The 25,362-nt window shown below is 71.2% G+C and carries 23 protein-coding genes; 7 read left to right on the top strand and 16 right to left on the bottom strand.

All coding sequences use genetic code 11. The annotated features are described in order from the left end of the window. Nucleotides 1-26: 26 nt before the first annotated feature. Nucleotides 27-728 (top strand): glycosyltransferase family 2 protein, encoded by a 702-nt coding sequence (locus PX701_RS13445; protein ID WP_275506570.1) that lies wholly within the window; start codon nucleotides 27-29, stop codon nucleotides 726-728. Nucleotides 729-730: 2 nt separating this feature from the next. After that, the gene (locus PX701_RS13440; RefSeq protein WP_275506569.1) at nucleotides 731-1,132 is read left to right on the top strand and encodes a DUF2304 domain-containing protein; all 402 of its coding nucleotides are present in this window, start codon (nucleotides 731-733) and stop codon (nucleotides 1,130-1,132) included. A 31-nt stretch (nucleotides 1,133-1,163) separates the two neighbouring features. On the opposite strand, the gene PX701_RS13435 is transcribed toward PX701_RS13440, so the two are convergent. From PX701_RS13435 to PX701_RS13415, 5 genes are all read right to left on the bottom strand, one after another. Further along, nucleotides 1,164-3,119 carry a DUF6541 family protein gene (locus PX701_RS13435; protein WP_275506568.1) on the bottom strand — a complete coding sequence of 652 codons (1,956 nt, stop codon included), beginning with the start codon at nucleotides 3,117-3,119 and terminating at the stop codon, nucleotides 1,164-1,166. Beyond that, nucleotides 3,116-4,096 carry a UDP-glucose 4-epimerase GalE gene (gene galE / locus PX701_RS13430; RefSeq protein WP_275506567.1) on the bottom strand — a complete coding sequence of 327 codons (981 nt, stop codon included), beginning with the start codon at nucleotides 4,094-4,096 and terminating at the stop codon, nucleotides 3,116-3,118. The genes PX701_RS13435 and galE overlap by 4 nt, the downstream gene beginning before the upstream one ends. A gap of 41 nt (nucleotides 4,097-4,137) precedes the next feature. Then, the gene (locus tag PX701_RS13425) at nucleotides 4,138-6,489 is read right to left on the bottom strand and encodes an FG-GAP repeat domain-containing protein (protein WP_275506566.1); all 2,352 of its coding nucleotides are present in this window, start codon (nucleotides 6,487-6,489) and stop codon (nucleotides 4,138-4,140) included. A 132-nt stretch (nucleotides 6,490-6,621) separates the two neighbouring features. Further along, nucleotides 6,622-7,455: a glycosyltransferase gene (locus PX701_RS13420; protein WP_338029121.1), complete on the bottom strand. Its 834-nt coding sequence runs from the start codon at nucleotides 7,453-7,455 to the stop codon at nucleotides 6,622-6,624. Next, complete coding sequence (locus PX701_RS13415; protein WP_231431604.1) at nucleotides 7,452-8,402, bottom strand: glycosyltransferase; 951 nt, start codon at nucleotides 8,400-8,402, stop codon at nucleotides 7,452-7,454. The genes PX701_RS13420 and PX701_RS13415 overlap by 4 nt, the downstream gene beginning before the upstream one ends. A gap of 143 nt (nucleotides 8,403-8,545) precedes the next feature. On the opposite strand from PX701_RS13415, the gene PX701_RS13410 reads away from it, so the two are divergent. Further along, entirely contained in the window at nucleotides 8,546-9,685 is a 1,140-nt protein-coding gene (locus tag PX701_RS13410; protein WP_275506565.1) for a glycosyltransferase, read from the top strand. Nucleotides 9,686-9,736: 51 nt separating this feature from the next. Here PX701_RS13410 and PX701_RS13405 read toward each other — a convergent pair whose 3' ends face one another. The 3 genes from PX701_RS13405 to PX701_RS13395 all read right to left on the bottom strand — a co-directional run bounded on the left by PX701_RS13405 (nucleotide 9,737) and on the right by PX701_RS13395 (nucleotide 12,825). Then, complete coding sequence (locus PX701_RS13405) at nucleotides 9,737-11,110, bottom strand: LCP family protein (protein WP_231431606.1); 1,374 nt, start codon at nucleotides 11,108-11,110, stop codon at nucleotides 9,737-9,739. Continuing rightward, complete coding sequence (gene purE / locus PX701_RS13400; RefSeq protein ID WP_255680535.1) at nucleotides 11,107-11,574, bottom strand: 5-(carboxyamino)imidazole ribonucleotide mutase; 468 nt, start codon at nucleotides 11,572-11,574, stop codon at nucleotides 11,107-11,109. The genes PX701_RS13405 and purE overlap by 4 nt, the downstream gene beginning before the upstream one ends. A gap of 99 nt (nucleotides 11,575-11,673) precedes the next feature. Beyond that, nucleotides 11,674-12,825 (bottom strand): 5-(carboxyamino)imidazole ribonucleotide synthase, encoded by a 1,152-nt coding sequence (locus PX701_RS13395; RefSeq protein ID WP_255679981.1) that lies wholly within the window; start codon nucleotides 12,823-12,825, stop codon nucleotides 11,674-11,676. A 59-nt stretch (nucleotides 12,826-12,884) separates the two neighbouring features. Here PX701_RS13395 and PX701_RS13390 point away from each other — a divergent pair, with 59 nt between their 5' ends. After that, nucleotides 12,885-13,544 (top strand): GtrA family protein, encoded by a 660-nt coding sequence (locus PX701_RS13390; RefSeq protein WP_275506564.1) that lies wholly within the window; start codon nucleotides 12,885-12,887, stop codon nucleotides 13,542-13,544. Here PX701_RS13390 and PX701_RS13385 read toward each other — a convergent pair. The 4 genes from PX701_RS13385 to PX701_RS13370 are packed head-to-tail and all read right to left on the bottom strand — an operon-like array spanning nucleotide 13,502 to nucleotide 17,930. After that, the gene (locus tag PX701_RS13385; RefSeq protein WP_275506563.1) at nucleotides 13,502-14,467 is read right to left on the bottom strand and encodes a DarT ssDNA thymidine ADP-ribosyltransferase family protein; all 966 of its coding nucleotides are present in this window, start codon (nucleotides 14,465-14,467) and stop codon (nucleotides 13,502-13,504) included. The two genes, PX701_RS13390 and PX701_RS13385, sit on opposite strands and share 43 nt — an antisense overlap. A gap of 6 nt (nucleotides 14,468-14,473) precedes the next feature. Then, nucleotides 14,474-16,450, bottom strand: coding sequence for an acyltransferase family protein (locus PX701_RS13380; RefSeq protein WP_275506562.1), 1,977 nt, complete (start codon nucleotides 16,448-16,450; stop codon nucleotides 14,474-14,476). 39 nt (nucleotides 16,451-16,489) lie between these two features. Next, nucleotides 16,490-17,050 carry a PH domain-containing protein gene (locus PX701_RS13375; protein ID WP_231431611.1) on the bottom strand — a complete coding sequence of 187 codons (561 nt, stop codon included), beginning with the start codon at nucleotides 17,048-17,050 and terminating at the stop codon, nucleotides 16,490-16,492. Nucleotides 17,051-17,057: 7 nt separating this feature from the next. Further along, a complete protein-coding gene (locus tag PX701_RS13370) occupies nucleotides 17,058-17,930 on the bottom strand; it encodes a biotin--[acetyl-CoA-carboxylase] ligase (RefSeq protein ID WP_275506561.1) in 873 nt (290 codons plus the stop codon). Nucleotides 17,931-18,017: 87 nt separating this feature from the next. On the opposite strand from PX701_RS13370, the gene PX701_RS13365 reads away from it, so the two are divergent. Next, nucleotides 18,018-19,640 carry an acyl-CoA carboxylase subunit beta gene (locus PX701_RS13365; RefSeq protein WP_231431613.1) on the top strand — a complete coding sequence of 541 codons (1,623 nt, stop codon included), beginning with the start codon at nucleotides 18,018-18,020 and terminating at the stop codon, nucleotides 19,638-19,640. A 10-nt stretch (nucleotides 19,641-19,650) separates the two neighbouring features. Next, nucleotides 19,651-19,923 (top strand): acyl-CoA carboxylase epsilon subunit, encoded by a 273-nt coding sequence (locus tag PX701_RS13360; RefSeq protein ID WP_231431614.1) that lies wholly within the window; start codon nucleotides 19,651-19,653, stop codon nucleotides 19,921-19,923. Nucleotides 19,924-20,208: 285 nt separating this feature from the next. On the opposite strand, the gene PX701_RS13355 is transcribed toward PX701_RS13360, so the two are convergent. The 4 genes from PX701_RS13355 to PX701_RS13340 all read right to left on the bottom strand — a co-directional run bounded on the left by PX701_RS13355 (nucleotide 20,209) and on the right by PX701_RS13340 (nucleotide 24,621). After that, entirely contained in the window at nucleotides 20,209-21,219 is a 1,011-nt protein-coding gene (locus PX701_RS13355) for a hypothetical protein (protein WP_231431615.1), read from the bottom strand. Beyond that, nucleotides 21,216-22,505 (bottom strand): sensor histidine kinase, encoded by a 1,290-nt coding sequence (locus PX701_RS13350; protein WP_231431616.1) that lies wholly within the window; start codon nucleotides 22,503-22,505, stop codon nucleotides 21,216-21,218. The genes PX701_RS13355 and PX701_RS13350 overlap by 4 nt, the downstream gene beginning before the upstream one ends. Further along, entirely contained in the window at nucleotides 22,492-23,169 is a 678-nt protein-coding gene (locus PX701_RS13345; protein WP_231431617.1) for a response regulator transcription factor, read from the bottom strand. Before PX701_RS13345 ends, PX701_RS13350 begins: the two co-directional genes overlap by 14 nt. A gap of 87 nt (nucleotides 23,170-23,256) precedes the next feature. Then, on the bottom strand, nucleotides 23,257-24,621 hold the full coding sequence (locus PX701_RS13340) for a class I SAM-dependent RNA methyltransferase (RefSeq protein WP_275506560.1): 1,365 nt from the start codon (nucleotides 24,619-24,621) through the stop codon (nucleotides 23,257-23,259). Nucleotides 24,622-24,666: 45 nt separating this feature from the next. Here PX701_RS13340 and PX701_RS13335 point away from each other — a divergent pair, with 45 nt between their 5' ends. Next, complete coding sequence (locus PX701_RS13335; protein WP_231431619.1) at nucleotides 24,667-25,308, top strand: Maf family protein; 642 nt, start codon at nucleotides 24,667-24,669, stop codon at nucleotides 25,306-25,308. Nucleotides 25,309-25,362 lie beyond the last annotated feature (54 nt).

Below are 25,362 nucleotides of genomic sequence, written 5' to 3'. Positions count from 1 at the left end.
CTACCGTGTTCTGCAACAATGGCCTGATGGACAGTTCCGCCCAGGCCGAGGCTCGGCGGCACTCCGACGACACGTGGATCGTGATCCCCCTCTACAACGAGGAGACCGTCATCGGCCGTGTCGTCACCGAGCTCCACGAGCACTTCGAGCACGTCGTCTGCATCGACGACGGCAGCACCGACGGCTCGATCGTCGCCGCCGAGGAGGCGGGCGCCCGAGTCATCCGGCACCCGGTGAACCTCGGGCAGGGCGCGGCCCTGCAGACCGGCTTCGAATATGCCGTGAAGCAGCCGGGGGCACGGTATCTCGTGACGTTCGACGCCGACGGTCAGCACCGCATCGAAGACGCCATGCTGATGCTCGACCTCGCGAAGCGCGATGACGTGGCGATCGTGTTCGGCTCCCGCTTCCTCGACGATCGCACCAATCCCGGCCTGCTGAAGCGGATCGTGCTGAAGACCGCCGTCAAGGTGACCAACCTGACGACGGGCCTGAAGCTCACCGACGCCCACAACGGACTGCGGGTCATCCGCACCGACGCGGCGGCCCAGATCCACCTCGAGCAGGACCGCATGGCCCATGCCTCCGAGATCGTCTTGAAGCTGGGGCGCACGAAGCTCCCCTGGCGCGAGTTCCCGGTCGAGGTCCTCTACACCGACTACTCCAAATCCAAGGGCCAGTCCCTGCTGAACTCGGTCAACATCCTCGTCGACCTGCTGGTGAGGTGAACATGTGGATCCAGATCCTCCTCGTCGCCGGGGTGCTCGTCATCGGGCTCTTCCTGGCGCGTCCGACCGGGGGCGACAGCCATCTGGCACTCCGCCGGCTTTTCATGGCCGGCTTCGTGCTCGTCGCGATCGTCTCGATCCTCTTCCCCCAGTGGCTGAGCTGGATCGCCAACGCCATCGGCGTGGGTCGCGGGGCCGACCTCATGCTCTACGCGCTGATTCTCGCGTTCCTCGTCTTCGTCGCCACGACGTACCGCCGCAACGTGCAGGTCAACCGACGCATCACGCTGCTGTCGCGTCAGATCGCACTCACCCAGGCCTCGGCGGAGGACGCGAGGAACTCCGCCCCGCCCGCAGTCCCGAACGGCGGATCGCAGGCCGCGCCCGACGACACCGAGCGCTGACCGCGTCGGTGTCGCATCGGTACAACCGGGGTCAGTCGCACGCCGTGATCCGGTAGAGGACCGCGTCACCCTCCCGGTCGACCTCCTCGCCGACGCCCGCCTCGGCGAGGTCGCGCAGGCCGAGGTAGGGCGTCGTGCCGTCGATCTCCAGCCCCGTCTCGCCGGCGTCCTTGAAGTACCCGCCGAAGTCCAGCACGTAGGTCACACCGGCCGAGCGCACGGCATCGCACACCGCCGGATCCTCGAGCGCCTCATTGAGCCGCTCGTTGATGATCTTCGCTTCGGGGTAGAGGTAGGAATTGAAGTGCGGGCTCATCATACGGATGCCGGTGAGCGCGTAGGCGAACGGCGTCCCCGTCCACGGGTTGCCGGCGACGAGCGCGTCGGCGGGGATGTGCTCGGGCATGCGCTCGATGAGCTTCCGCTCGCTTCCTGAGAGGATCGGCGCGTCCGCCGCGTCGGTGTACGCGCGTATCGTGAGCCCGAGTTGCGTCCACATCGCGGGATTCGCCTGCGTCGCGATGAGAAGCACCGCCAGGGATGCCGCGGCGAGTGCCCGTGCGGTCGCCGACCCCGGCGCGAGCCGGCTTCCGGCACGGCGCTGCACGAATCGCCACAGCGCGACGACGCCGAACACCGCCATCGGCACGGCGGTGATCACGAGCAGGGCGCTGAGGCGCGGCGGATCGCGGTAGAAGATCCCGTCGACCCACGCGCGCAGCTTCCACGACGGGCCGCCGGCCGCGACGACGAACAGCACGATGCTCACCGCCCACGTGGCGACGAACCACAGCTTCTCACGGCGGCGGATGAGGTCGACGACCCCGATGAGCGCGAGCACGCACGGGACGATCGAGGGGAACGACGCCTTGAATCCGTGGAAGAGCGCTTCGCCGAGCGCGCCGAGCAGGTTGGTGTAGGCGATCCAGGGCGTGTTCGCGCCGATGCGGCCGAACCAGATCCATAGGCCGGCGAAGGCGACGAGTCCGAGGCCGAGCACCGCCCACCACACGATACGGCGCACGCCCCCGAGGCGTGTGATGGCGGGTACGGCACGCCACAGGACGAGCGGCAGGACGAAGGCGGCCCAGGCGAACGCCCCGGCCGGCTGGGCGAAGGCGATGCCGAGGAGGGCGAGCACGAGGAGGACGCAGCGGAAGAGGGTGCCGCTGCCGTGGAGGCTGCGCGCCTGTCCGATCGCGAAGCCGAGCCCGAGCGCGGCCGGCAGCATCGCGAGGGCGAGGAAGTAGGGGTACAGCACACCGAACGTGAGCATCATGATCGGGAACGCCGGGAACGCCGCAGCCAGCACACCGGTGGCGAGCGCCGCCGTACGGCTCCTCGGCATGAGGGAACGCATGAGCAGGAGACATCCCGCCGGCCAGACGAGGGCCGCGATGACGACGCTCACGGCGTTCACGGCGACGGGGATGCTCGCGATGCCGCTCGACGCGACGAGCGAGGCGACCGCATGCCACCCCGCCGGATAGAACGGTCGCTGCCCTTCGGGAAGCACGAGGCCTTGGATGTCGAACGACGACGCGCTACCGGTGTCGAGGATGTAGCGGATGCCGTTGAGATGGAAGTAGGCATCGAACGTCTGCGAGATCCGGTCGGGCGCCTGCAGGCCGACCACGAGCTGGGCGCCGATGACGACGGCTGCCAGCCCGAGCCCGGCCACTGTCCACCCGCTGAGCACCGATTCAGGTCGGTCGGGGCGCCCGATGCGTCCGCGCAGGAGCTGCCGGACGATCGCGATCGGCACCGCGATGACGATGACGGCCGCCGCCACCGGCAGCAACGACCAACTGATGCCGATGCCGCCGTACACGATCGCGAGAAGAGAGAGGAACGCGACCGTGATCGCGGGCGCGATCGCCCACAGCGTCAGCCGTCGGGCGCCGATCGAGAGGCCGAGTGCGAGTCCCGGGCCGAACAGCACCGCGACCGCCACCGCAAGCGATGGCACGAATTCCAGCCAGCTCATGCGAGTTGCGCCGTGCGATCCGCCGTCCAGGCACTGGTGATCATCTCGTCGAGTGATCGCGTCGCGCGCCAGCCGAGTTCCTCGGCGATGCGACTCGCATCGGCGACCACCGCATCGGGATCGCCGGGCCTGCGGGGCTCGACGACCGGTTCGAACGGGATGCCCGAAACCGAGCGGAGTCGATCGAGCACCTCGAGGACGCTCGCCCCCGACCCGGTGCCGACGTTGAAGACCCGGGCACGTGGGGAATCGGGGGCCGAATCGAGTGCGTCGAGTGCGGCGAGATGCGCTCCGGCCAGATCGAGAACGTGGATGTAGTCACGCACGCCGGTGCCATCGTGGGTGTCGAAATCGCCGCCGTACACGATGGGAGGCAGCCCCCGTCGGATGCGATCGATCGCGATCGTGACAAGGTTGAGCGAATGCGGATCACCGAGGTCGGGCCAGCCTGCGCCGGCCACGTTGAAGTACCGCAAGCTGACCGCGTCGATGCCGTGTGCTCGCACTGCGTCGCGCACGAGCCATTCTCCGACGAGCTTGGACTCTCCGTACGGATTGATCGGCAGGGTCGGCGTGCGCTCGTCGACCGTCGCCGTCGCCGGCATGCCGTAGACGGCCGCCGACGACGAGAAGACGAGTCGGCGAACCCCCGCATCGGCGCATGCGCCGATGACCGCCGCGAGTCCGCCGATGTTGTCGCGGAAGTACTCCTCGGGCACCTCGACCGACTCGGCCGCCTGCTTCCGCGCCGCCAAGTGGACGACCCGCGTCACCTGATGCTCGCGCATCACCTGCGCGAGCGCGCTACGGGCATCTCCGGTGGTCAGGTCACGCTTCTCGAGACGGGCGCCTGACAAGCGCGCCGGGTCACCGCTCGAGAGGTCGTCGACCACCACGACGGCGTCGCCACGTTCGCTCAGCAGCCGAACGACGTGCGCGCCGATGTACCCGGCGCCGCCGGTGATGAGAACTGACACGGCCGACAGTCTACCGTCGGCTGCTCCGCCTTCCCGGGGGCTCAACCGATGAAGGTGGCCCGCTGCCAGCCGGTCGCGATCTGCTTCGCCGGCTTCCAACCGCTGCTTCCGTTGCCGGGGTAGAGCATGACGTTGCCCGTGCTCGTCCGCGCGATGAGGTCGGGGATCCTGTCGCCGTCGAAGTCACCTGGTGTCATCACCCAGGTCATCCCCGACCACCCGTGCCCGACCTGCACCGCCGCGGCGAAGCCGCCGACTCCGTTGCCGCGATAGAGCAGCAGGTCGCCGTCGGCATTCACCGCGATGACGTCCGCGCGTCCGTCGCGGTTGAGGTCGCCCGGAGTCAAGATCCACCGCATCGCCTGCCAGCCCGGCCCGACCGTCGCACGCGTCGGAAACGCCCCCGTGCCGTCGCCCTTGTGCAGCACGAGGTCACCGGATGCCGTTCGCGCGAGCAGGTCGAGCTTGCGGTCGCCGTTGAGATCAACCCCGCCGGCGAGCGCGGTGTACCCGGCCCAGCCGGCGCCGAGGCTCACGCGTGTCGAGAAGCCTCCCGCTCCGTTCGACGGGTAGCGCCAGAGGACGCCGCTCGACTCACGCACCAGCACATCGCGACGGCCATTCCGGTCGAGGTCGCCGGCGGCGACGACCGCGGTCGGCCAGTTCCACGCCGACGAGAACTTCGTACGGGTGAGGAATCCGCCCGCGGCGTTCCCGGGATAGATCCAGCCCGCGCCGTCTCCGGTCCGCACCATCAGGTCCGCCGGGCCGTCGCCGGACAGGTCTCCCATTCCTCCCACCGGGGTGAAGGCGCCCTTCGCCACGCTGCCCGGCCCGGAGAGCACGGTGAGCTCGGACCAGCCGCTGCCGACCTTCCGCTTCGTCTTCCATCCGCCTGCACCGTTGCCCGGATAGAGCCACAGCCCACCGGCTGCGTCGCGAGCGAGCACGTCCGCGACCTTGTCGCCGTCGAAATCTCCCGGTGTGAACAGTCCGGTGAAGGACGACCACCCCACTCCGATCAGTCGTGAGCTCTTCCAGCCGCTCCGCCCGTTCCCCGGATACAGACGGAGGTCGCCGTTGCTGAACCGGCCGAGGACGTCCGTCAGCCCGTCCCCGTCGAAGTCGACACCGCCGATGATCGCCGTGAGGCCCGACCAGCCGACGCCGACCCGCTTCGCCGGGGCGAACTGTCCGAGCCCGTTCCCGGCATGAAGGCGCAGATCGCCGTTCGAGGCGCGGGTGAAGAAGTCCACCGCGCCGTCGGAATTGAAGTCACCCGCCGCGACGAGCGCGGTGACGCCTGCGAAGCCGTCACCGATCTTCGACTTCGTACCGAACCGGCCACGGCCGTTCGTCGGGTAGTTCCAGAGCGACCCTGCCGAGTCGATCGCCATGATGTCGCGATGGCCGTCGCCGTCGAGGTCGCCTGCGCCGGCCACCTGCTTGAGCGAACCCCATCCGACGCCGATCCGTACGCTGCTCTTCCAGGCCCCCGTGCCGGTACCCGGGTACAGCCAGAGATCGCCGACTCGGTCTCGTGCATACGCCAACGGAATCGCGTCCATCGCGACGTCGACCTGAGCGGGAGCAGATGTCGAACCGAACCAGTCGGTGAACATGCGCCAGAAGTTGCGGTTCCCGTAGCTCGAGCAGCTGTCGCCGGTGCCGTAGAGGTTGGCGAGCGCAGCAGCGTTCGGGCGATAGGGCGTGTACAGGTAGAGGCCCGCAGTCGCCTGATTCTGGATGTAGACACGGGACGAGCCGCACGCGGAGTTCGGGTGCCACGCGATCGTGTTGTACCGCCCGGCCTGATAGGCCCGATCCGCCGGGCGCGCGCGGTACTTCTTGAACTGCCATGCGGCGTTGTACAGCTGATTGAAGAACCCGTAGTAGTTGGCATCGCAGTCCGCGGTGTCGGGGCACCCGTATCCCGTCGCCGAGCGGTACTGGCGCGAGGTGGGCCAGGTGTCGGTGATGAGCGCCTGCTCCTTCTCGAGCAGCACGAGGAGCGATCGGGGATTGATGCCGCACGCGCGTGCGACCTTGTAGATGATCTGCGAGGCGAGCTCGTTCGACTGACCGGTATAGGCGGCGCATCCCTCGCTGCGTGCCGGCTGGGACGTCGTCGTCTGCCGATAGCTCTTCAGGCACACGTACCCCGACCGGCAGGTCGGCACCTTCGCGTTGAGGAAGGACTGGATCTGCGTCGCCGTCATCGTCCCGCTGTCGTAGAACACTGCGTCGCTGATGATCATGCCCGGGTTGAACGCGGAGCCGACGGCGGCCGTCGCGGGATCCTCGTGGGTGACGCCGTCGGCCGTGGCCAAGCCGACCACCAGGACCAGTGCCGTGACGACCGCGAGCATCCGCCGCTTCAACCCTGTACGCATCTTCCGAACCGTCCCGCCCCCGAACACCGGTCTCGCCCATGGTATCCATCCGGGCGCATGAAGTGGAGATGCAGTGTTCCCGCGCGCGTCGGGAGGTCGCCGCATCGAGGACCCGCCGCTCGACGGCCCGGCTCAGTCCGCCGTGCCGCCGCCCGCGATCAGCCGCCGGTAGGCGACCTTGCGCACTCGCTCGGGCACGAACCGGTACACCCCGCGCACGGTCACGTTGCGCAGGTACTCCCAGCGGCTGGTGAATCGGATCCGACGCAGCGCCCGCTGCAGCTCGAGCTCGCTGCGCCACTGCGCGCGTCCACCGCGGCGCGCGTACGCGCCCGCGCCCACGCGGTACATCACGAGGGGCTCCGCCAGGTTCTCGACCGAGGCCCCGGCGTGGATCATCCTCGCGAACAGCCAGTAGTCCTCCATGAGCCCCAGCGGCTGGTAGCCGCCCGCGCGTTCGACCGCGGTGCGCCGGTACATGACGGTGGGGTGGCTGAACGGGTCGTGGAAGCGTGCGTAGCGCGAGATCTCGTCGTGGCCCGTGCGAGGGGTGCGTCGGGCGACGATCGCCCCGCCGTCGTCGAGGAACTCGAACATGCCGGTGCCGACGAGGTCGACGCCGCCCTCGATCACGGGCAGCTGCCGTGCGAACCGCTCGGGCAGCGAGATGTCGTCGGCGTCCATGCGGGCGACGATCTCGTGCTCGCAGAGGCCGAGACCCGTCTCGAGGGCTCGAGCGAGCCCGACGTTCTCGTCGATGGCGTGGTGCATCACGGGCACCGGGCTCTCGCCGACGACGCGGTGGATCGCGGCCGCGAGGTCGTCGCCGACGGGGCCGTCCTGCACGAGCACGACCTGCGCCGGTCGGGCGGTCTGGTCGCCGACGCTCGAGGTGAAGGCCTTCGCGAAGTGCGCGGCGTCGTCGCCGCGGTACACGGGCATGAGCAGCGAGAAGGGCGTGCTCACGTCGGTTCCACCAGGCGCACCGCGTCGCTCGCGCGGCCGAGCCCGTCGAGCGCCATCGCGTTCGGCCGCGGCCGAGTGCGCGTGCCGTCGCGATAGCCGCGCCGCCAGCCGTCGCGCAGGGTCGTGCGGTCGCTCGACCGTACGACCGTGCGAACCCAGCGGCGCACGCTCGAGGCGCCGTAGAGGAGCTTCTCACCCCTCGACAGGCTCGCGGAGCGGCGGAACATCCAGAGCTTGTTGCGCACCTCGTAGTAGAAGCGGGGCCCGGGATCGGCGTCGGTCGCGCCGAGCACCTTCGTCTTGTGCACGACCACGGATGCGGGCACGTGCACGCCCCGCCGGCCGCGCAACGCCCGGGTCGAGTACTCGAAGTCGTCGTTCCAGATGAAGTAGTCGGCGATCGGCAGGCCGACCTCGCGCACGACGTCGGCTCGCACGAGCATCGAGACGAACGAGGTGCTGCGAATCGGGATGCCTCCGCGGCGAGCCGCGGCGATGCGCTCGTCGCGAGCCACGAACGGCTTCTCCCGCGGTGTGTTCATCGGGTGCTCGGTACCGTCGTGCCAGACGACGCGGGAGCCCGCGACGACGAGGTCGGTGCCGTCGACGGCGGCGAGCAGCTCGGCGAGCGACGACGCGGTCGGCACGGTGTCGTCGTCCATGAGCCAGAGCCAGTCGGGTTCGTGGTCGGCGAGGGCGACGGCCATGCCCGCGGCGAATCCCCCGGCCCCGCCCGTGTTGCGCGGCAGCGAGACGAGGTCGACGAGCTCGCCTGCGGCACGAGCCACGTCGGCCGAGTCGTCGGTCGAGGCGTTGTCGACCACGACGACCTTCGCGAGCGCGGCGTGCTGCGTCGCGAGCGCGGCGAGCACCTCGGTCAGGAGGGCTGCGCGGTTGTAGGCGACGACGACGGCGACGACGCGCGGTGGCACAGGTGACGGACTCATCGACTCTCGCTGATCTCGGGATTGCTCCCCACTATCTTGCCCTGTCCCCGACGTCGGACTTTCCACAGCACGGGGCTCTCGCCGGATTCTCGGGTAGCGGCGCGATAGATTGGAGGGTCGTCTGTGACACTTGAAGGAGGGGCATGCCCACGACGCTTCGGATGATCGTCGACCAAGTGGTCGCGCCGGTTCCCGGCGCGCTCGGCCGGTACACCGAGGCGCTGACCGAGTCGCTCATCGCCTCGGCACCCTCCGGCTGCGAGGTCGAAGGCATCGTCTCGTCATCGCTCCCCGCCGACTACGACCGGCTGCTCGCCCGGTTCCCCGGCCTGTCCGGGCTCTACAAGACGAGCCTCGCGCGCCGCGAGCTCGCGGCCGCATGGCAGTTCGGCCTGACCACGTCGCCCGGCGGCGGCATGGTGCACGCGCCCGGTCTCTTCGCACCGCTGCGGCGACACGACCGCTCGAGCGGAGACCAGACGGTCGTGACGGTGCACGACCTCCTCGCGTGGACCCACCCCGAGTCGCTCACCGCGACCACGGTCTCGTGGCACAAGGGCATGCTCAAGCGGGCCCGCAAGCACGCCGACGCGGTCGTCGTGCCCACTCATGCGCTCGCCGAGCGGCTCGCGATGGTCGCCGATTTCGGCGACCGCGTCCGGGTCATCGGCACGGCACCGCGGCTCGGCCTGAAGATGCCTCGCGACGCGGCGGACCGGGCCGCCCGGTTCGCACTGCCCCGCGACTACCTCGTGACGAGCGGGTCGCTCGACCCCCGCAGCGGGGTCGTCGACCTGCTCGCGGCGCTCGGCCGTCAGGGCGCCCCCGACGTGCCGCTCGTGGTGCTCGGTCCCGAGAACTGGGGCGAGCTGCACCTCGCGGCGGTCGCCGAAGAGGCCGGCGTCGCGCCCGGGCGGGTACGGGCGCTCGAGCTCGCCGATCCGGCCGACCTGGCGACCGTGCTCTCCGGGGCGACCGCGTACGTCGCGCCGAGCCACGATGAGGGAGCGGGCACGTCCCTCATCGAGGCGTTCCACCTCGGCGTGCCCGTCGTCCACTCCGACACGCCCGCGTACGTCGAGATCTCAGCCGACGCCGGCCGTGCGGTCGAGATCGGCGACGGGGGTGCCGGATACGCCGAGCGGCTCGCCGGCGCGATCGCCGACGTCGTCGGCGACGCGGACCTCGCCGAACGGCTCTCGGTCGCCGGCACCGACCGCGCGCACGCGTTCAGCTGGCGCGACTCCGCCGAGCGCGTCTGGGCGCTGCACGCCGAGATCTGAGCGGCGCGCGCCGAGGCATCCGAGATGCCGGCGGCCGGGCGGAGGCCCGCCCTACTCGGCCGGCTCCTCGGTCGCCGGCGGCACGACCGCGTCGTGCACGAGCTGCCTGATGTACTCGTAGTCGGGGTCGGTCGGGTCGATGTCGTTCTCGGGCGTGAGCTCGACGTGACCCATCGGCAGCTCCTTGGTCTTCATGCCGAGGTTCACGAAGTACCCGAGCATCGACTGCGGCACGTCGGTCTTCACCGTGTCGGCACCGGCCGACGCGACCTCCTGGAACTTCGCGAGCACGTTCGTCGGCGTGAACTGGCGCAGGATCGCCTCCTGCAGCACGCGCTGGCGCGCCATCCGCTCGTAGTCGCCGCCGGCCACCCCGTAGCGCGCCCGGCCGTACCAGAGCGCGTGATAGCCGTCGAGGTGCTGCTGACCCGGCTCGATCCAGCCGTCGACCCCGTTGTTGTCCTCGTCGCCGCCGATCGGGATGCGCGTCTCGACGTCGATGTCGACACCGCCGAGCGCGTTGATGAGCGCCTCGAAGCCCTGCATGTCGATGAGCGCGTAGTACTGGATGTCGAGCCCCGTGATGCCCTCGGCCGCGTCGCGCATGCCCTCGATGCCCGGCTCCGACCCCTCGGCCACGGCGTTCGGATACATCTCGGGGCTCTTGAGCTCCACCTCGGTGTAGACCGAGTTGAGCTGGCAGACGTCGACCTCGCAGCCGTCGATCGCGCCGTAGCCCTCGGGATAGACGTCGGCGAGCGGCGACCCCTCGGGGAACGGGAAGTACTCGAGGTCGCGCGGCAGGCCGATCGTGACGGCCGCGCCGGTCTCGGCGTCGATCGACACGACCGACATGCTGTCGGGGCGCATGCCCTCGCGGTCGGGTCCGGAGTCGCCGCCGAGCAGCAGGATGTTGTAGCGGCCGTTCTCGTCGGGCGGCTCGGTGGGGCCGGCGACGAACATCGACGAGATCAGTCCGCTCGCGGTGATCGAGAGGTACGCGCCGTAGGCCGCGCCGCCCGAGAGGAAGACCATGACGAGCGTCGTCAGCCCCGCGATCCAGCCGCGAGCGGAGGGCGCCGTCTTCACGATGCGCACGAGCCGGAGCGTGTCGAGGGTCAACACCACCCAGAGCACGCCGTAGAAGAGGAGCGCGAGCGCGACGAGCCACAGGCTCCACGTCGTCGTGAACAGCGTGAACAGCGCCGAGCGCCAGAAGAACCAGGCGACGAGCGCGAGGATCGCGAGCGCCCAGAGCACGAGGGTGGCGCCGAGTCCGAAGCGGCCGAGTCGACGATTGCCCGCGAGCACCTGCGGCGCGCCCGGGATGAGGAAGTTGAGGACGACGAGCCACCAGCCGCGGCGGGTCATCACGGTGCGCGACGCGACATCCGGGTACCGGATGGGGCTTGCTGCCACGCTCATCGCGTCTGCTTCAGCCGTTCGTTCTTCTGCTCGACGAGCGCCGCGAGGTCCCGGGCGTAGGTGTCGAGGGCCGCTCGCAGGGCGGGGTCGGACGCGCCGAGCACGCGCACGGCGTAGAGGCCGGCGTTCTTGGCCCCGCCGATCGCCATGGTCGCGACGGGGATGCCTCCTGGCATCTGCACGATCGACAGCAGCGAGTCGAGGCCGTCGAGCTTCGCCAGCGGCACGGGCACCCCGATGACCGGCAGCGTCGTGACCGAGGCGAGCATGCCCGGCAGGTGAGCCGCGCCGCCTGCGCCGGCGATGATGACCTTGAGGCCGCGCGCGGCCGCCTGCTTGCCGTAGTCGATCATCTTCTCGGGCGTGCGGTGCGCCGAGACGACCTCGACCTCGTGGGCGATGCCGAACTCGTCGAGCACGGCGGAGGCGTCGCGCATGACGCTCCAGTCGGAGTCCGACCCCATCACGACGCCGACGAGCGGGCTGGTGTTCGTCTCAGTCACTTGATCGAGTGTACGGCCGGGCGCTGGGAGAACCCCGCAACGCCCCACCGCGGGTCGACGTCAGTCCTGGAAGAACGCCGCCGCCGCCCGCGCCTCGTAGACGACGGCGTCGAGGTCGTCGCCCGTCGCGGTGACGTGGCCGATCTTGCGGCCGGGGCGCGGCGCCTTGCCGTAGTTGTGCACCTTCACCGTCGGGTGCCCTGCGAGCGCCTCGGCGTAGCGGTCGGTGAGCGAGCCCTCGGCGGGACCTCCGAGCACGTTGACCATGACCGACCACTCGTCGCGGGTGCCGGTGGCACCGAGCGGCAGGTCGAGCACCGCGCGCAGGTGCTGCTCGAACTGTCCGGTCGTCGCCCCGTCCATCGACCAGTGCCCGCTGTTGTGCGGGCGCATCGCGAGCTCGTTCACGAGGATGCGGTCGTCGGTCGTCTCGAAGAGCTCGACGGCGAGCACGCCCGTGACGCCGAGTCCCTCGGCGATCGTGACGGCCACGTCGGCCGCGACCTCCGCGAGCCGCCCGGCCGAGCGCGGCGCGGGGGCGATCACCTCGCTGCAGACCCCGCCGACCTGGACGGTCTCGACCACGGGCCAGGCCGCGATCTCACCGCTCGGCCGCCTCGCGACGAGCTGTGCGAGCTCGCGGCGGAAGTCGACGAGCTCCTCGACGAGGAGCGCACCCTGCCGGCCGTCCTCGACGATGGTGGAGAACCACTCGGCGACCTCGCCGGCACTGCGCACGACCTTGACGCCCTTGCCGTCGTAGCCGCCCCGCGGCGTCTTCACGACGGCGGCGCCGCCGTGGTCGGCGATGAACGCGTCGAGCTCGTCGGCCGTCTCGATGCGCGCCCAGTCGGGCACCGGGAGGCCCAGCTCGGAGAGCCGCTCGCGCATGAGCAGCTTGTCCTGCGCGAAGCGCAGCGCGTCGGGGCCGGGGCGCACCGGGACACCGGCGTCGACCATCGCGCGGAGCACGTCCTGCGGCACATGCTCGTGGTCGAACGTGATCACGTCGACCTCGCTCGCGAACTCGAGCACGGTGGCCGTGTCGGTGTAGTCGCCGACCCGGTCGGCGGCGAGCTCGGCCGACATGCCCTCCTGCTCGGCGAGCACCCGGAGTTCGACGCCGAGCTCGATCGCCGCGGGAATCATCATTCGGGCCAGCTGTCCGCCGCCGATCACACCGACCCGCACTCCGTGCACCCCTGTTCTCATCGCAGTGGCGCCCGGCCGACGCCCAGTTCAGTCTACGGGTCGGGGAATATGATGTGGCGGTGTCCACCGTCGCGCCCGATCGCCCCGCCGGGCTCGCCGCACGCGCCTGGCACGGCCTGCTCGCCTACGCGCTGAAGTTCGGCGTCGTGGGCCTCATCGGGCTCGTGATCGACGTGGCGCTCTTCAACGCGCTGCGCCTCGGCATGTTCGGCGCCGACGGCTGGGCGCAGTCGGCGATCGGCGCGAAGACGATCTCGACGAGCGTCGCGATCGTCTTCAACTGGCTCGGCAACCGGTACTGGACGTTCCGAAAGCACCGGCGGCGCAACTACCTCCGCGAGTTCGCCGAGTACGTGGTCGTGTCGCTCGGCGGCATGGCGATCTCGCTCGCGTGCCTCTGGATCAGTCACCACGCCCTCGGGCTCACGAACCTCGTGGCCGACAATGTCTCGTCGAACGTCATCGGCCTCGGGCTCGGCACCGCGTTCCGCTTCGTGCTGTACCGGTACTGGGTCTACGGGCACCACCGCTCCGACGGGCTTTCGCAGGTCGATCGCGTCGAAGAGGCGCAGCGTGCCATCTTCGAGGAGCCGGGGTCGCCGGAGCCGGCCGAAGGGGTCTCGGGGCACCGGCCGGACGAGAGCGGGCCGTCGCACGACCGCGCCCCCGAGACCGATCAGACCACGTCGTCGCCGGCGGGCAGGAACCAGGGCGGGTAGACCGCCACTCGGGCGCGCACGCCGACGGCGGCGAGCGCCGACCGCACCCGGTCGCGCACTTTCTCGTTGGCGACGGCGATGAGTGCGATCCGCTCGAGGGGCACGTCGCCGCGGACGAGGAGCTCGGCCGTCGCGAGGCGGGCCGTCTCGTCGTCGTGCGCGAGCCGGCGGAGCAGTCGCTCGACGTCGGCCCACTCCACCACGACCTGCGCGCCGGGGAGCGACGCGTCGGTCGCACTGGCGGCGATCGTTCCCGACGCGGTCAGCGCCCCGCGGGCGGCGGCGACAGAACCGACGAGCAGCACGTGGTCGGCAGCGGGCCGCTCGACGGCGTCCGGGCGAAGCCGGGGATCGGGCGTCCCGGTGCGCACCGCGTCCCACACGTGGGCGTCGGGTGTGAGCAGGAACGGCACGTAGTCGGCGAGCACGGCGTCCGTGCCGGGCACCTCGGCGGCACGACGGTACTCGCGGACCGCGGGGGCGGCGATGTCGACGGCAGGGTTCGCTCCGCCGGAATCGGGCACGATCGCGCCCGAACCGAGGATCTTCGCGAGGTTGTCGAGGTGGGTCACGTGGTAGATGCGCATCGTGCCGACCTCGAGCGGCGGCGCGGTGAGCGGGCGGCCCGACGACGTGGGACGGCTCGACGGTCGTGACGCCTCGGCCGTCGCCGTCCGGGTCGAGTGCGTCGCCGTGCGCGCGTTCTCACGCGTCGACCCGCGCACGGGCGACGTGGTCGTCGCCGTCGGCTCTGGCTGCTTGGGGGGGAAGCAGGTGGCGCAGAGCCCTTCGTCGAAACCGTGGATGCATTCGTCGGCCAATTGGAACCCTTCATCGAGCGCCTCGCGCTCATCGAGCGTCTCGCGCTCGGGGGCGCGCGAGAACCGACCGACCACATTACTCGCCGAATCGGTGGTGAGCACCACGGGTCAGCGCGCGAGCTCGGTGTCGATGACGCGACCGAGCTCGGGTGCCAGCAATGCGCCGAACGTGGCGGTCATGTGGTGCTCGTCGCGATACACCAGGGTATCGCCGAGGACGACCGGGCAGAAGGAGTCACTGCACACGAGATCGGTCAGATCGACCCACGTCGTGCCGGCGAGGTCGGCTTCGGCCGCACGCAACGACGGCACCAACGCTTCAGAAGATGCTCGGCCGCAGGCGTCGGCGTCCGCGAGGTGAGCGGAGAGACACACGGCCGGCGTCCCGCTGAATCGCGGGGTGTCCGCGAGCACGATGGTGCGGGACGCCTCGGGAAGCCGCTCGAGCGTTCGGTCGTAGGCCGCCATCCAGTCGCGCGCCGGCCGAGCCGAATCGGCCGTGTAGTACGAGCCGTAGTTCGACATGACCACAAGTGCGGGCGGGCGCTCGTCGAGCCGTTCGATGACGTCGGAACGCCACGCTCCGCACTCGGGATATGGTGCGTCGACGGCGGCCACGATGTCCGCGGACGGGCACGAGCTCTTCGTATGCGACTCGAGCACGATGCGCCCCTCGTCGGCGAGCGCCGCGAGCGCGGGGTACCATTGCGCGGCATGCGAGTCGCCGAACAGCACGACGCGTGGCGCATCGCGATCGCTCCCGACGACGCACCCTGCGGGGTCGGTGTCCTCCGCCGAGAGGTGACACCCGGAGGCGTAGATCACCGGGTTGTCGTCAGCAGCGTCCTCCAGCGAGGGCACGAGGTTGTCCGGCACGACCGGCGTGCCGACGACCGCATGCGCGGAGAGCGTGGGCGGTGCAGCCGTGATCCCGTTCGTACCGACCGGGCGCGACGCGAGCGCAGCGCCCCCCGTGACCGCGAGCACGATCGCGGAGGCGAGCGCCGCGCCGCCGAGGACCCTCGCCGGTCGAACTCCTGCGAACCGCCTGCTCGTGCGGAACGGCTCCTCGATGAATCGATGGCTGAGGGCGCCGAGGACGACACTGAGCACGGCCGCCGCGGCGAGCGCCCACGGCGGCAACTCGACACCGAGCGCCTGCGCGGGGATCACGAGCAGCGGCCAATGAACGAGGTACACCGAATAGGAGATCTTGCCGAGAAACTGCATCGGTGCACGGTTCAACAGCCATGCCGGGCTCCATCGCATGGCAGAGGCGCCACCCAGGATGGCGGCGGCGGTACCGATCACCGGCACGAGGGCCGCAGCACCGGGGAACAGCGTCGTGGCGTCGAAGGCGAGCGCGGCGAAGCCGACGGCGGCGAGCCCGCCCCAGGCGAGCACTGCACCACCTCGAGGCCCGACGCCGTTCCACCGGTGGAGCAGTGCGGCGACGAGGCCGCCGACGCCGAGTTCCCATGCGCGGGTGGGCAGCAGGAAGAAGGAGAGCGACTCGGCCCTCGGCGTCAGCACGATGCAGGCGATCAACGAGACGACCGTCAGCACCGCGATCACCACGAACAGCCGAGCGGTGGTGCGGCGGACGAGCCGGAACCCGGCGAGGAGCACGAGCGGCCAGAGCAGGTAGAACTGCTCCTCGACCCCGAGCGACCAGTAGTGCTGGAACACCGACGGCGCACTCTCGGCGAGGTAGTCCGTGCTCTGCACGGCGAAGAGCACGTTGGGTACGTAGAGCGCCGTCGCGGCCGCGCCGATGAGGAGCTCGCCGCGGGCGAGCGGCGGGTACACGATCCATGCGATCACCAGGCTCGCGACGAGCACCGCGAACGAGGCGGGAAGGATCCGGCGGACGCGCCGGGCGTAGAAGGCACCGAAATCGACCCGCCCGGTGCGATCGAGCCCGTCGATGAGGTGCCCGGTGATGAGGAAGCCGGAGATCACGAAGAACACGTCCACCCCGACGTATCCGCCGCTCAGCCAGGGGACGCCGCAGTGATACAGCACCACGAGGGCAACCGCGATCGCGCGGAGACCCTGGATGTCGGTTCGGAACGATTTCACCACCGTAGGAGGATACGGGGTGCATCTGAGTCGATGCCGCGCTCAGCGGCCGCCCCACGCCACGGTGTCGCCGTCGAGTACGCCGGGCATGACCTGGGCGCCGCCGAACGGAGTCCGGTGGGCGTCCTCCATGAGCTCGTGGAGCGCCGACTGCACGAGCTGCGGCTTCGGCAGGTCGCGCAGCACGACGGGCTCCTCGTGTCCGACGTCGATGCGCACGTCGCCTGAGCCGAACATGCTCTGGCCAGGGGTCTTCCGCACGGTGACCTCCCGCACACGGGCGTGCGCGATCTCGTTGCGCACCCGCACGAAGACCCCGCGTCGCATGATGATGCGCCGGGTCGTGATCGTGGTCCGGCCGGTGAGCCAGGCGAGGTACGGCAGCAGGCAGCCGAGCACGATGACGAGGAGCGCGCCGGCGCCGATCGCGAGCAGCTGCCACGACTCGTCGACGAGGCCGACCGCATAGCCCGAGGCCGCCGAGACCGCGATGAGCAGCAGCACCGGGAGGATCAGCACGCGCGCGTGGCGACGCAGCCGTGCCACGACCCGCTCGGGCGGGACGGTCGGCGCGGCCGTCACCGGCGCGTCGGCTCTCGTCATACGCCCATTAATAGCGCAGGTGGGTCACGTCGCCCGCGGCGACAGACCACGGCTCACCGTTCTCGCGGTCGATCACGACGAGCCGGCCGTCGGCGTCGAGCCGTTCGGCCAGGCCGAGCAGCTCGCGATCGCCGGGCAGCTCGACCCGCACCTCGGCGCCGATCGTGCCGCACAGCGCCGTCACCCTGCGGTCGATGCCGGCGACGGCCGCGTCGGCGCCGGCAAGGCAGAAGTCGTCGAACATCGCGAGGAACCGCCCGAGGTAGTCGGCGAGCACGGCGTCGCCGTCGGGGCGCACGCCCGTCGCCAGGAGGAGCGAGGTCGACGTGAGCGTCGGCAGGTCGTGCTCGTCGAGGGTCAGGTTGAGCCCGGCGCCGACGACGACGGCGGGCGGCTCGTCGGCGACGCCCTGCACGAGTTCCGACAGGATGCCGCAGATCTTGTAGTCCGAGACGAGCACGTCGTTCGGCCACTTCAACTCGACCGACACGCCCCCCGAGCGGTCGTCGGCGTCGTACTCGGGGTCGCTCGCGGCGACGACGGATTCGGCGGCGTCGACCGCCGCGCGCACGGCCTCGGTCATCGCCGCCCCCGCCATGAGCGGGATCCATCCGAACGCGTCGGGCGGGAACACGCGGCCGCCGGGCAGCTCCGGCCTGAGCAGGAGCGAGATCGCGAGCGTCTTGCCCGTGGGGGCGAGCCACGTGCGGCCGAGACGGCCGCGGCCCCTCGTCTGGTTGTCGGTGACGATGACCGAGCCGTGCGGCCAGGCCGCGGCATCCTCGCCCGTGGCCGCCGCGCGCAGCTCGTCGTTCGTCGACCCCGCCTCGTCGAGGAATTCGAAGCGCGGCACCGCCGCGCGCGATCGCTCCCATCCCATGACACACACCCTAGCCACGCGGCGACCTCGTTCCCTTCGACAAGGTCAGGGGGCGAGGTTGTGGAAAACCTCAACGAAGTCGCCCGGATGCTCGCCGGTAGAGTGAACGACGTGACCGAAGCGACTGACGGCCCCGACCTCTCCACGACCGCCGGCAAGCTGGCCGACCTCAAGCTGCGCTACCACGAAGCGGTGACCGCGTCGGGCGAGGCGGCGATCGAGAAGCAGCACGCCAAGGGCAAGATGACCGCGCGCGAGCGCATCGCCGAGCTCCTCGACCCGGGCTCGTTCGTCGAGTTCGACGAGTTCGTGCGCCACCGCACCCACGCCTTCGGCATGGACGCGAAGCGGCCCTACGGCGACTCGGTCGTCATCGGCACCGGAACCATCCACGGGCGCCAGGTCGCGGTGTACTCGCAGGACTTCACGATCTTCGGCGGCTCGCTCGGCGAGGTGGCCGGCGAGAAGATCATCAAGATCATGGAGCACGCCATCAAGGTGGGCGTGCCGATCATCGGCATCCTCGACTCGGGCGGCGCGCGCATCCAAGAGGGCGTGGTCGCACTCGGCAAGTACGGCGAGATCTTCCGCCGCAACACGCAGGCGTCCGGCGTCATCCCCCAGATCTCGATCATCTGCGGCCCCGCCGCGGGCGGCGCGGTCTACTCCCCCGCGCTCACCGACTTCGTGATCATGGTCGACAAGACGAGCCAGATGTTCGTCACGGGCCCCGACGTCATCAAGACGGTGACCGGCGAGGACGTCGGCATGGAGGAGCTGGGCGGCGCGCTCACGCACAACACGGTCTCGGGCGTCGCGCACTACCTCGCGAGCGACGAGTCCGACGCGCTCGACTACGCGCGCACGCTCGTCTCGTTCCTGCCCGACAACAACATGACCGACGCGCCCGTCTACGACTCCGAGGTCGAGCTCGAGATCACCGACGACGACAAGCGGCTGAACACGATCATCCCCGACTCGCCCAACCAGCCGTACGACATGCACGCGGTCATCGAAGGCGTCGTCGACCACGGCGACTTCCTCGAGGTGCAGCCGCTCTACGCGCCGAACATCGTCGTCGGCTTCGCCCGCGTCGAGGGCCGCACCGTCGGCATCATCGCGAACCAGCCCTCGCAGATGGCCGGCACGCTCAACATCGCCGCGGGCGAGAAGGCGTCGCGCTTCGTCAGGTTCTGCGACGCGTTCTCGATCCCGATCCTCACCCTCGTCGACGTGCCCGGCTACCTGCCGGGCACCGACCAGGAGTGGACCGGGGTCATCCGCCGCGGTGCGAAGCTGCTCTACGCCTACGCCGAGGCGACCGTGCCGCTCGTGACCGTCATCACCCGCAAGGCCTACGGCGGCGCCTACATCGTCATGGGCTCGAAGCAGCTCGGCGCCGACATCAACCTCGCGTGGCCGACGGCCGAGATCGCGGTGATGGGCGGCCAGGGGGCTGTCAACATCCTCTATCGCGGTGAGATCAAGCGCGCCGAGGAGGCCGGCGAAGACGTGGCGGCGGTGCGCACGAAGCTCGCGAACGAGTACACGTACAACGTGGCCTCGCCGTTCCTCGCCGCCGAGCGCGGTGAGCTCGACGGCGTCATCGAGCCCGCTGCCACCCGCGTCGCCGTCGTGAAGGCGCTGCGCGCCCTGCGCACGAAGCGCGCGAGCCTCCCGTCGAAGAAGCACGGGAACATCCCGCTGTAGGGGGCCGGCCATGAACGATCACGATTCGGATGCCTCGGCCGGAGCCGTCGCAGACCGCCAGGCCGACCCTCGGGCGGCCGACCTCCGCATCCTCACGCCCGTGAGCGACGAGGAGGCGGCAGCCGTGACCGCGGTGCTGCTCTCGGCCGTCGACGCCGAGGCCGCCGGCGACGCTTCGGCCGCCGAGGCCGAACCCGGTCGCCACCCCTGGGTGCGATCGAGCCGCGCCTTCCGCAGCCCGGTCGAGGTCGGCCCCGGCCGATGGGTGCGCTCGGCACGCTGAGCGCGCGTGTCCCCCGATACGCGAGGGCGGCCCGAACCCGTCTCGCGCCGGGGCGCACGATGCCGTCGTCTCGTGTACCTCGCAGGGGGGACCGGGGTGTCCCCCGAAATGCTGACTGGTATCGGGCTTGCGGATCGGGAAGTATTGATTCTGCAGGCTCCACTGGAGCCGCCACAGTCATCGGTCGGGTAACCGATGACCTGTTGGGGGCGAGCCAGGGCGATATTCGGGTTGTCGCCGTGGCTCGGGCTTGAGGGGGACCGATCGAGGATCGGTCCCCCTCCTTCATTCCCGCGGGATCTCGAGCCAGAGCTCGACGTCGAGGTCGTCGGTGTCCCCCATGCCGGCTTCGGACTCACCGCTCTCGACCAGGCCGACGACCGTCACGGCGGTGGGCGAGCCCTCCGCCGCGGTCCGCGCGATGATCCGATCGGCCTGCGAGCCGGCGATCGCCTCCGCCAGCTGCGAGAGCACGCGGTCGCGGGCGGACTCGTCGAGGTCGTCGATGCCGCCCTCGTCGAGGAGCGTCACGTCGATGCCTCGCTGGCGCGCCCGGTGCACCTCGACGCGAACGGCGTCGGTGAGCAGCATCCGACCCCTGATCTCGTCTCGCACCGTCGCCTCGAGCAGGCGGCACTCGGCACGCTGGGCCTCGTCGAGCCGGCCGTCGAGGTCGGAGATGCGGCGCAGCATCGGGGCGGCGACGCGGTTCGTGTGCGCCAGCCGCATGCGGCCCTCGAACAGGTGCGCGTCCTGCGCCGCCTGCCAGGCGGCGGCCTCGCGCTCGGCCTGCGCGTACCGGCGGGTCTCGCGGCCCGCGCTCGTGAGCGCGCTCGTGAGCATGTGGGCGATCGCCACCCACACGATGCTGCCGATCACGCCGAGCGAGCCCAGTGCCAACGGTCCCGCCCAGATGACGGTCTGCACGGCGAGCGCGCCGACGCCGAGCCAGGCCGTGACGAGCCGGCGACGCGCCGCGGCGATGGTCATGAGGGTGCCGACCGCAGCGACGTACCAGGTCGCGTAGCCGTTGTCGGCGGACGGATCGAGCTGGCCGGTGACGAGCACCGGCACGACGATGCTCACGGCGAGGTCGAAGGCGGCCAGCCAGTCGGGCATGCGGATGCGACGTGTCGGCCAGAGGCTCATGGTCGTCGCCGCCGCGTAGAGCACGAGCGCGGCGGCCGCGGGCCACGGCGACGCAGGCACGCCGATCGAGTAGATGCCGAGGACGACGTGGTAGGCCGAGAAGAGCGCGCCGAGCACGAGCAGGAGCCAGCGCGGGATCGTGATCACGTGTCGGCCCCCTCGCCGTCCTCGGCCGGCCCGCCCAGCCGGCCCGTCTCCGTCCGCGGCGCGTGCCCGGCCCCCGCCGGCCATGCCAGCGTCACGTTCGTGCCGTGGCCGGGCCGTGAGTCGATGTCTGCGCTGCCGCCGACGTTCGACATCCGCTCCTCGATCGAGACCCGGAGGCCCAGCCGCACCGGCGGCACCGCCGCGATGTCGAACCCGACGCCGTTGTCGGAGATCTCGATGACGCAGCCGCCCGCCCGAACTCCTCGGATGCGGATGTCGCGACGGACCCGGCGGCCCGGCTCACCGGCGTGCTGCAGGCTGTTGACCATCGCCTGCACCGAGGCGGTGTAGAGCGCATCGATCGCCTCGACCGGCAACTCGACGCCCGCCGCGTTGACGACGCGCACCGTGAACGGCGTCGAGAACGTCGTGAGGGCGGCGCGCAGGCGACGCACGAGCACGGCGAGCCCGACCCGGTCGAGCGCCCGTGGTCCGGTCGCACCCGCCTCGTCGAGCCGGTGCAGCGCGTCGCGCGCCATCCTCGCGGCGAGCTGCTGCTCGCCCGGCGTGGTCGCCGCGGCGGCCGACAGCAGCGTCGTGAGCACGCTGTCGTGCACGAGGGCGTCGACCTTGATCCGCTCCGTCTCGGTGGCGTGCTGCCTGGCGGCGAGGTCGTATCGCTCGAGCGCCGCCTCCTGCGCGTTGTCGACCGACTCGGCGGCCTCGCGGAGCATCGTGATGATCGCGAGCACCACGACGCCGAGCACCATCGCGTAGACCGCGTCGAGCACGGCGAGCAGCGGTGGCGCCCCGCCGCCGGACGGCGTGGCGCGGATCACCCCGTAGATCGCCGGCACGACGAACGTGTACGCGGCCGCCCAGACCGGCGGCAGGGCGACGACGGCGGCGGTCGTCGCGACGGTGCAGAGGTAGTAGAGCCATGGGGTCGATCCGTCGAGCGCCTCGGTGTCGGTGACGAGCAACGGCCAGACGATGAGCGCGACCGCGTAGAGCCCGGCGAAGACGAGGCACGCGACCCGCACGGCCGACTTCATGACGGTCGCCACGGCGAGCGCGGCGATCGCCCCGTAGAGCCCCGCCATGAGCGCGGCCCCTGAGCCCCGCCCGAGCGCATCGGCCTGCGCGAGCGCGAGCGGCACCGTCTGCGCGCCGAACACGAGGCCGAACAGCCCGAGCGCCCGGGAGACGATCGTCTCGACCTGGGCCCGGGTCACGGTGGCACGGCGCCGCGCGAGGCGGGGCACCCGCCATTCAGGCGCGGGCATCTCCGCCGTCGGAGTCGAGCCCTGGCAGGATGCCGTCTTCGACCGCCCGACGCAGCAGGTCGACCTTCGTGGGGGCGGGCCGCCCGACCTCGACGTACTTCGCACGGATGCGGTCGAGGTATTCACGGGCGGTGGAGTGCGCGATGCCGAGCTGGATCGCGACCGCCTTGAGGGGCAGCCCCGAGGCGTAGAGGTGCAGCACGTCGCGTTCGCGCCGGCCGAGCTGCGCCTTCGCGAAGTCGCGATCGGCCTCGATCGCGCTCGCCCACTCGACGTTGTTCAGCACGCCGCCGCCGGCGACCGTCGCGATCGCGGCGATGACCGCGGACATCGGAGAGGCCTTCGGGATGACGCCCGCGGCACCGGCGGCGAGGGACTCGCGCACGGCCGCGACGCGGTCGGCGATGCTGTGCACGAGCACGGCGCTGCCGGTGCGGAGGACGGCCCGCACGTTCTCGGTCACGGTCGTGCCGTCGCCGAGCGAGAGGTCGAGCACCACGACGTCGCACGGACGCCCGTCGATGACGGGGATCAGGCTCGCGACGTCGGCCGTGTCGGCCACCACGACGTACCCGGCGGACTCGCAGGCGGCCCGGAGGCCGAGCCGCACGGCCTCGTGGTCGTCGACGATCGCCACGGTCGCCGGATGCGCGCCGTCTGCCACGAGGTCCCCCTTCTCGTCGGTTGCGGGCTCGAGTACACGATAGCGCTCGAGCGGCCCGCCGGCCGCGTCGCGGCGTGCGGCCCCGAGCTACTCGTGCACCGTCAGCCGGGCCACCGCCTCGACGTGATGGGTGTTGGGGAAGAGGTCGAACGCGCGAAGCTCGTCGAGCCCGTAGCCGTGCTCGCGCAGGAGCCCGATGTCGCGGGCGAGCGCGACCGGGTCGCAGGCGATGTAGACGAGCTGGCGCGGACGGAGCTCGGCGAGCCGGTCGACGACCTGCCGCCCCGCGCCCGACCGCGGCGGATCGAGCACCACCGTGGCGGCGCGCAGGCGGTCGCGCTCGGTGCGCCCCGCGCTCGCGGCGAGCTCGTCGAGGTAGCGGTCGACGCGCCCCGTCACCGCCCGGGCGCCGACCCAGTCCGCGAGGTTGGCGCCGGCGTGCTCGGTCGCGCGGGCGTCGGACTCGACGCTCGTGATCCGCACCGTCTCGCCGAAGCGGTCTCCGACGGCGGCCGCGAGCAGGCCAACGCCGCCGTAGAGGTCGTGGTTCGCGGCGCGGGGGTCGAACAGGTCGGCGTCGACGAGCTGCTGCACTGCCGCGGTCAGGGTGGCGGCGGCGGCGCGGTGCACCTGCCAGAAGCCGCCCCGGTCGAGCCCGAAGACACGATCCCCGACCTGCTCCTCGACGCGCTGGCGGCGTCCGCCCCGCGTCGTCTCGCCGGTGTCGACGACGACCCACGGGTTTCCGACCGAGGGAGCGACGAGGTCGACGGCATGCGCCCCGGCGAAACGCTCGTCGAGGGGCGCGAGAGGGGCCAGTTCGGGCACGGCGAGCGGGACGGACGCGACGGGCACCACCCGGTGGCTCCGAGCGGCGTACGGGCCGACTCGGCCCTCGGCGTCGACCTGCAGTCGCAGTCGAGTGCGCCAGCCCGTGCCGAGCTCGGCATCGGCTCCCGGCGCGAGTGCGGGGTCGACCGCCTCGACCTCGACGGCCCGTTCGATCCCGCCGAACCGCGCGAGGGCGTCGACGAGCACCTCGGCCTTCAGCGCACGCTGGCGCGCCATGGCGATGTGGCCGAATTCGGCGCCGCCCGCGCGGCGCTCGGGGGCGCGGTCGACGCCCGCCTCGGACCACGGGTGCTCGCGGCGGTCGGCCGAGGCGTCGAGCACCTCGAGCGTGTCGGCGCGCCAGAAGCTCGCCTTGCCGCTGTCGCTCACACGGGCGCGGACGCGCTCGCCCGGGATGGCGTCGGCGACGAACACGACCCGACCCTCATGCCGTGCGACGGCGACACCGCCGTGGGCGATGCGCTCGACGTCGAGCTCGAGCACCGGCCCGTCGAGCCGGGGCTCGGCGGGGGCCGGGCGGGGCGTGCGGGGCGCAGTCGTGCCGGTTCCCGCCGGGCGGCGGCGCGAGCGGTCGGTGCGTCGACGATCGGGATTCACCATGCGTCGAGCATTCCACAGCAGCCTGACCGCGGGCAGGATGGGAGGATGCGCCTCTACCTCGCCTCGACGTCGCCCGCCCGCCTGCAGACCCTGCGTGCGGCGGGCATCGAGCCGATCGCGGTGCCGCCCGGCGTCGACGAGGAGGCCGCCGTCGCGGCGCACGAGGCCGACCACGGGCCGCTCGCCGCGCGCGACATGGTGCAGCTTCTCGCCCGCGCGAAGGCCGAGGCCCTCGTGGGCGCCGAGCCCGGCGGCGAGCCGATCGACGGACTCATCCTCGGCGGGGACTCGGCGTTCCTCACGAGCGGCGCGATCCACGGCAAGCCGCACACGCCCGAGGTCGCGAAGGCGCGCTGGCTCGCCCAGAACGGCGGGCACGGCGACCTCTGGTCGGGGCACTGGCTCATCGACCACCGCGACGGCCGGGTGAACGGCGCGGTCGGGCGCCCCGATGTCGCGACCGTGCGGTTCGCGGCCCTCGACGAGGCCGAGATCGACGCGTACATCGCGTCGGGTGAGCCGCTCCTCGTCGCGGGCGCGTTCACGGTCGACTCGCTCGGCGGGCCGTTCATCCGACGGGTCGAGGGCGATCCGTCGACGGTCGTGGGCCTCTCGTTGTCGACCCTGCGCGACCTCGTCCGCGAACTCGGCGTCGACTGGACCTCGCTGTGGAACCGCGCGGGCTGATCGCGCGATTGTCGACTGCCGCAAGAGACATCCATTCATTTTGTGGAGGTCGCC

Source organism: Agromyces chromiiresistens, from assembly GCF_029167465.1.
Taxonomy (GTDB): domain Bacteria; phylum Actinomycetota; class Actinomycetes; order Actinomycetales; family Microbacteriaceae; genus Agromyces; species Agromyces chromiiresistens.
This window is presented reverse-complemented; position numbering and strand designations above follow the sequence as displayed.

Coding starts and splice junctions, on each gene's coding strand:
- PX701_RS13415 (WP_231431604.1), bottom strand. CDS start 8,402: ATGAGTCCGTCACCTGTGCCACCGCGCGTCGTCGCCGTCGTCGTCGCC.
- PX701_RS13350 (WP_231431616.1), bottom strand. CDS start 22,505: ATGCCCGCGCCTGAATGGCGGGTGCCCCGCCTCGCGCGGCGCCGTGCC.
- PX701_RS13395 (WP_255679981.1), bottom strand. CDS start 12,825: ATGAGAACAGGGGTGCACGGAGTGCGGGTCGGTGTGATCGGCGGCGGA.
- PX701_RS13445 (WP_275506570.1), top strand. CDS start 27: ATGGACAGTTCCGCCCAGGCCGAGGCTCGGCGGCACTCCGACGACACG.
- PX701_RS13335 (WP_231431619.1), top strand. CDS start 24,667: ATGCGCCTCTACCTCGCCTCGACGTCGCCCGCCCGCCTGCAGACCCTG.
- PX701_RS13375 (WP_231431611.1), bottom strand. CDS start 17,050: ATGACGAGAGCCGACGCGCCGGTGACGGCCGCGCCGACCGTCCCGCCC.
- PX701_RS13425 (WP_275506566.1), bottom strand. CDS start 6,489: ATGCGTACAGGGTTGAAGCGGCGGATGCTCGCGGTCGTCACGGCACTG.
- purE (WP_255680535.1), bottom strand. CDS start 11,574: ATGGGGTCGGACTCCGACTGGAGCGTCATGCGCGACGCCTCCGCCGTG.
- PX701_RS13405 (WP_231431606.1), bottom strand. CDS start 11,110: ATGAGCGTGGCAGCAAGCCCCATCCGGTACCCGGATGTCGCGTCGCGC.
- PX701_RS13410 (WP_275506565.1), top strand. CDS start 8,546: ATGCCCACGACGCTTCGGATGATCGTCGACCAAGTGGTCGCGCCGGTT.
- PX701_RS13365 (WP_231431613.1), top strand. CDS start 18,018: ATGCTCGCCGGTAGAGTGAACGACGTGACCGAAGCGACTGACGGCCCC.
- PX701_RS13435 (WP_275506568.1), bottom strand. CDS start 3,119: ATGAGCTGGCTGGAATTCGTGCCATCGCTTGCGGTGGCGGTCGCGGTG.
- PX701_RS13370 (WP_275506561.1), bottom strand. CDS start 17,930: ATGGGATGGGAGCGATCGCGCGCGGCGGTGCCGCGCTTCGAATTCCTC.
- PX701_RS13360 (WP_231431614.1), top strand. CDS start 19,651: ATGAACGATCACGATTCGGATGCCTCGGCCGGAGCCGTCGCAGACCGC.
- PX701_RS13440 (WP_275506569.1), top strand. CDS start 731: ATGTGGATCCAGATCCTCCTCGTCGCCGGGGTGCTCGTCATCGGGCTC.
- PX701_RS13340 (WP_275506560.1), bottom strand. CDS start 24,621: ATGGTGAATCCCGATCGTCGACGCACCGACCGCTCGCGCCGCCGCCCG.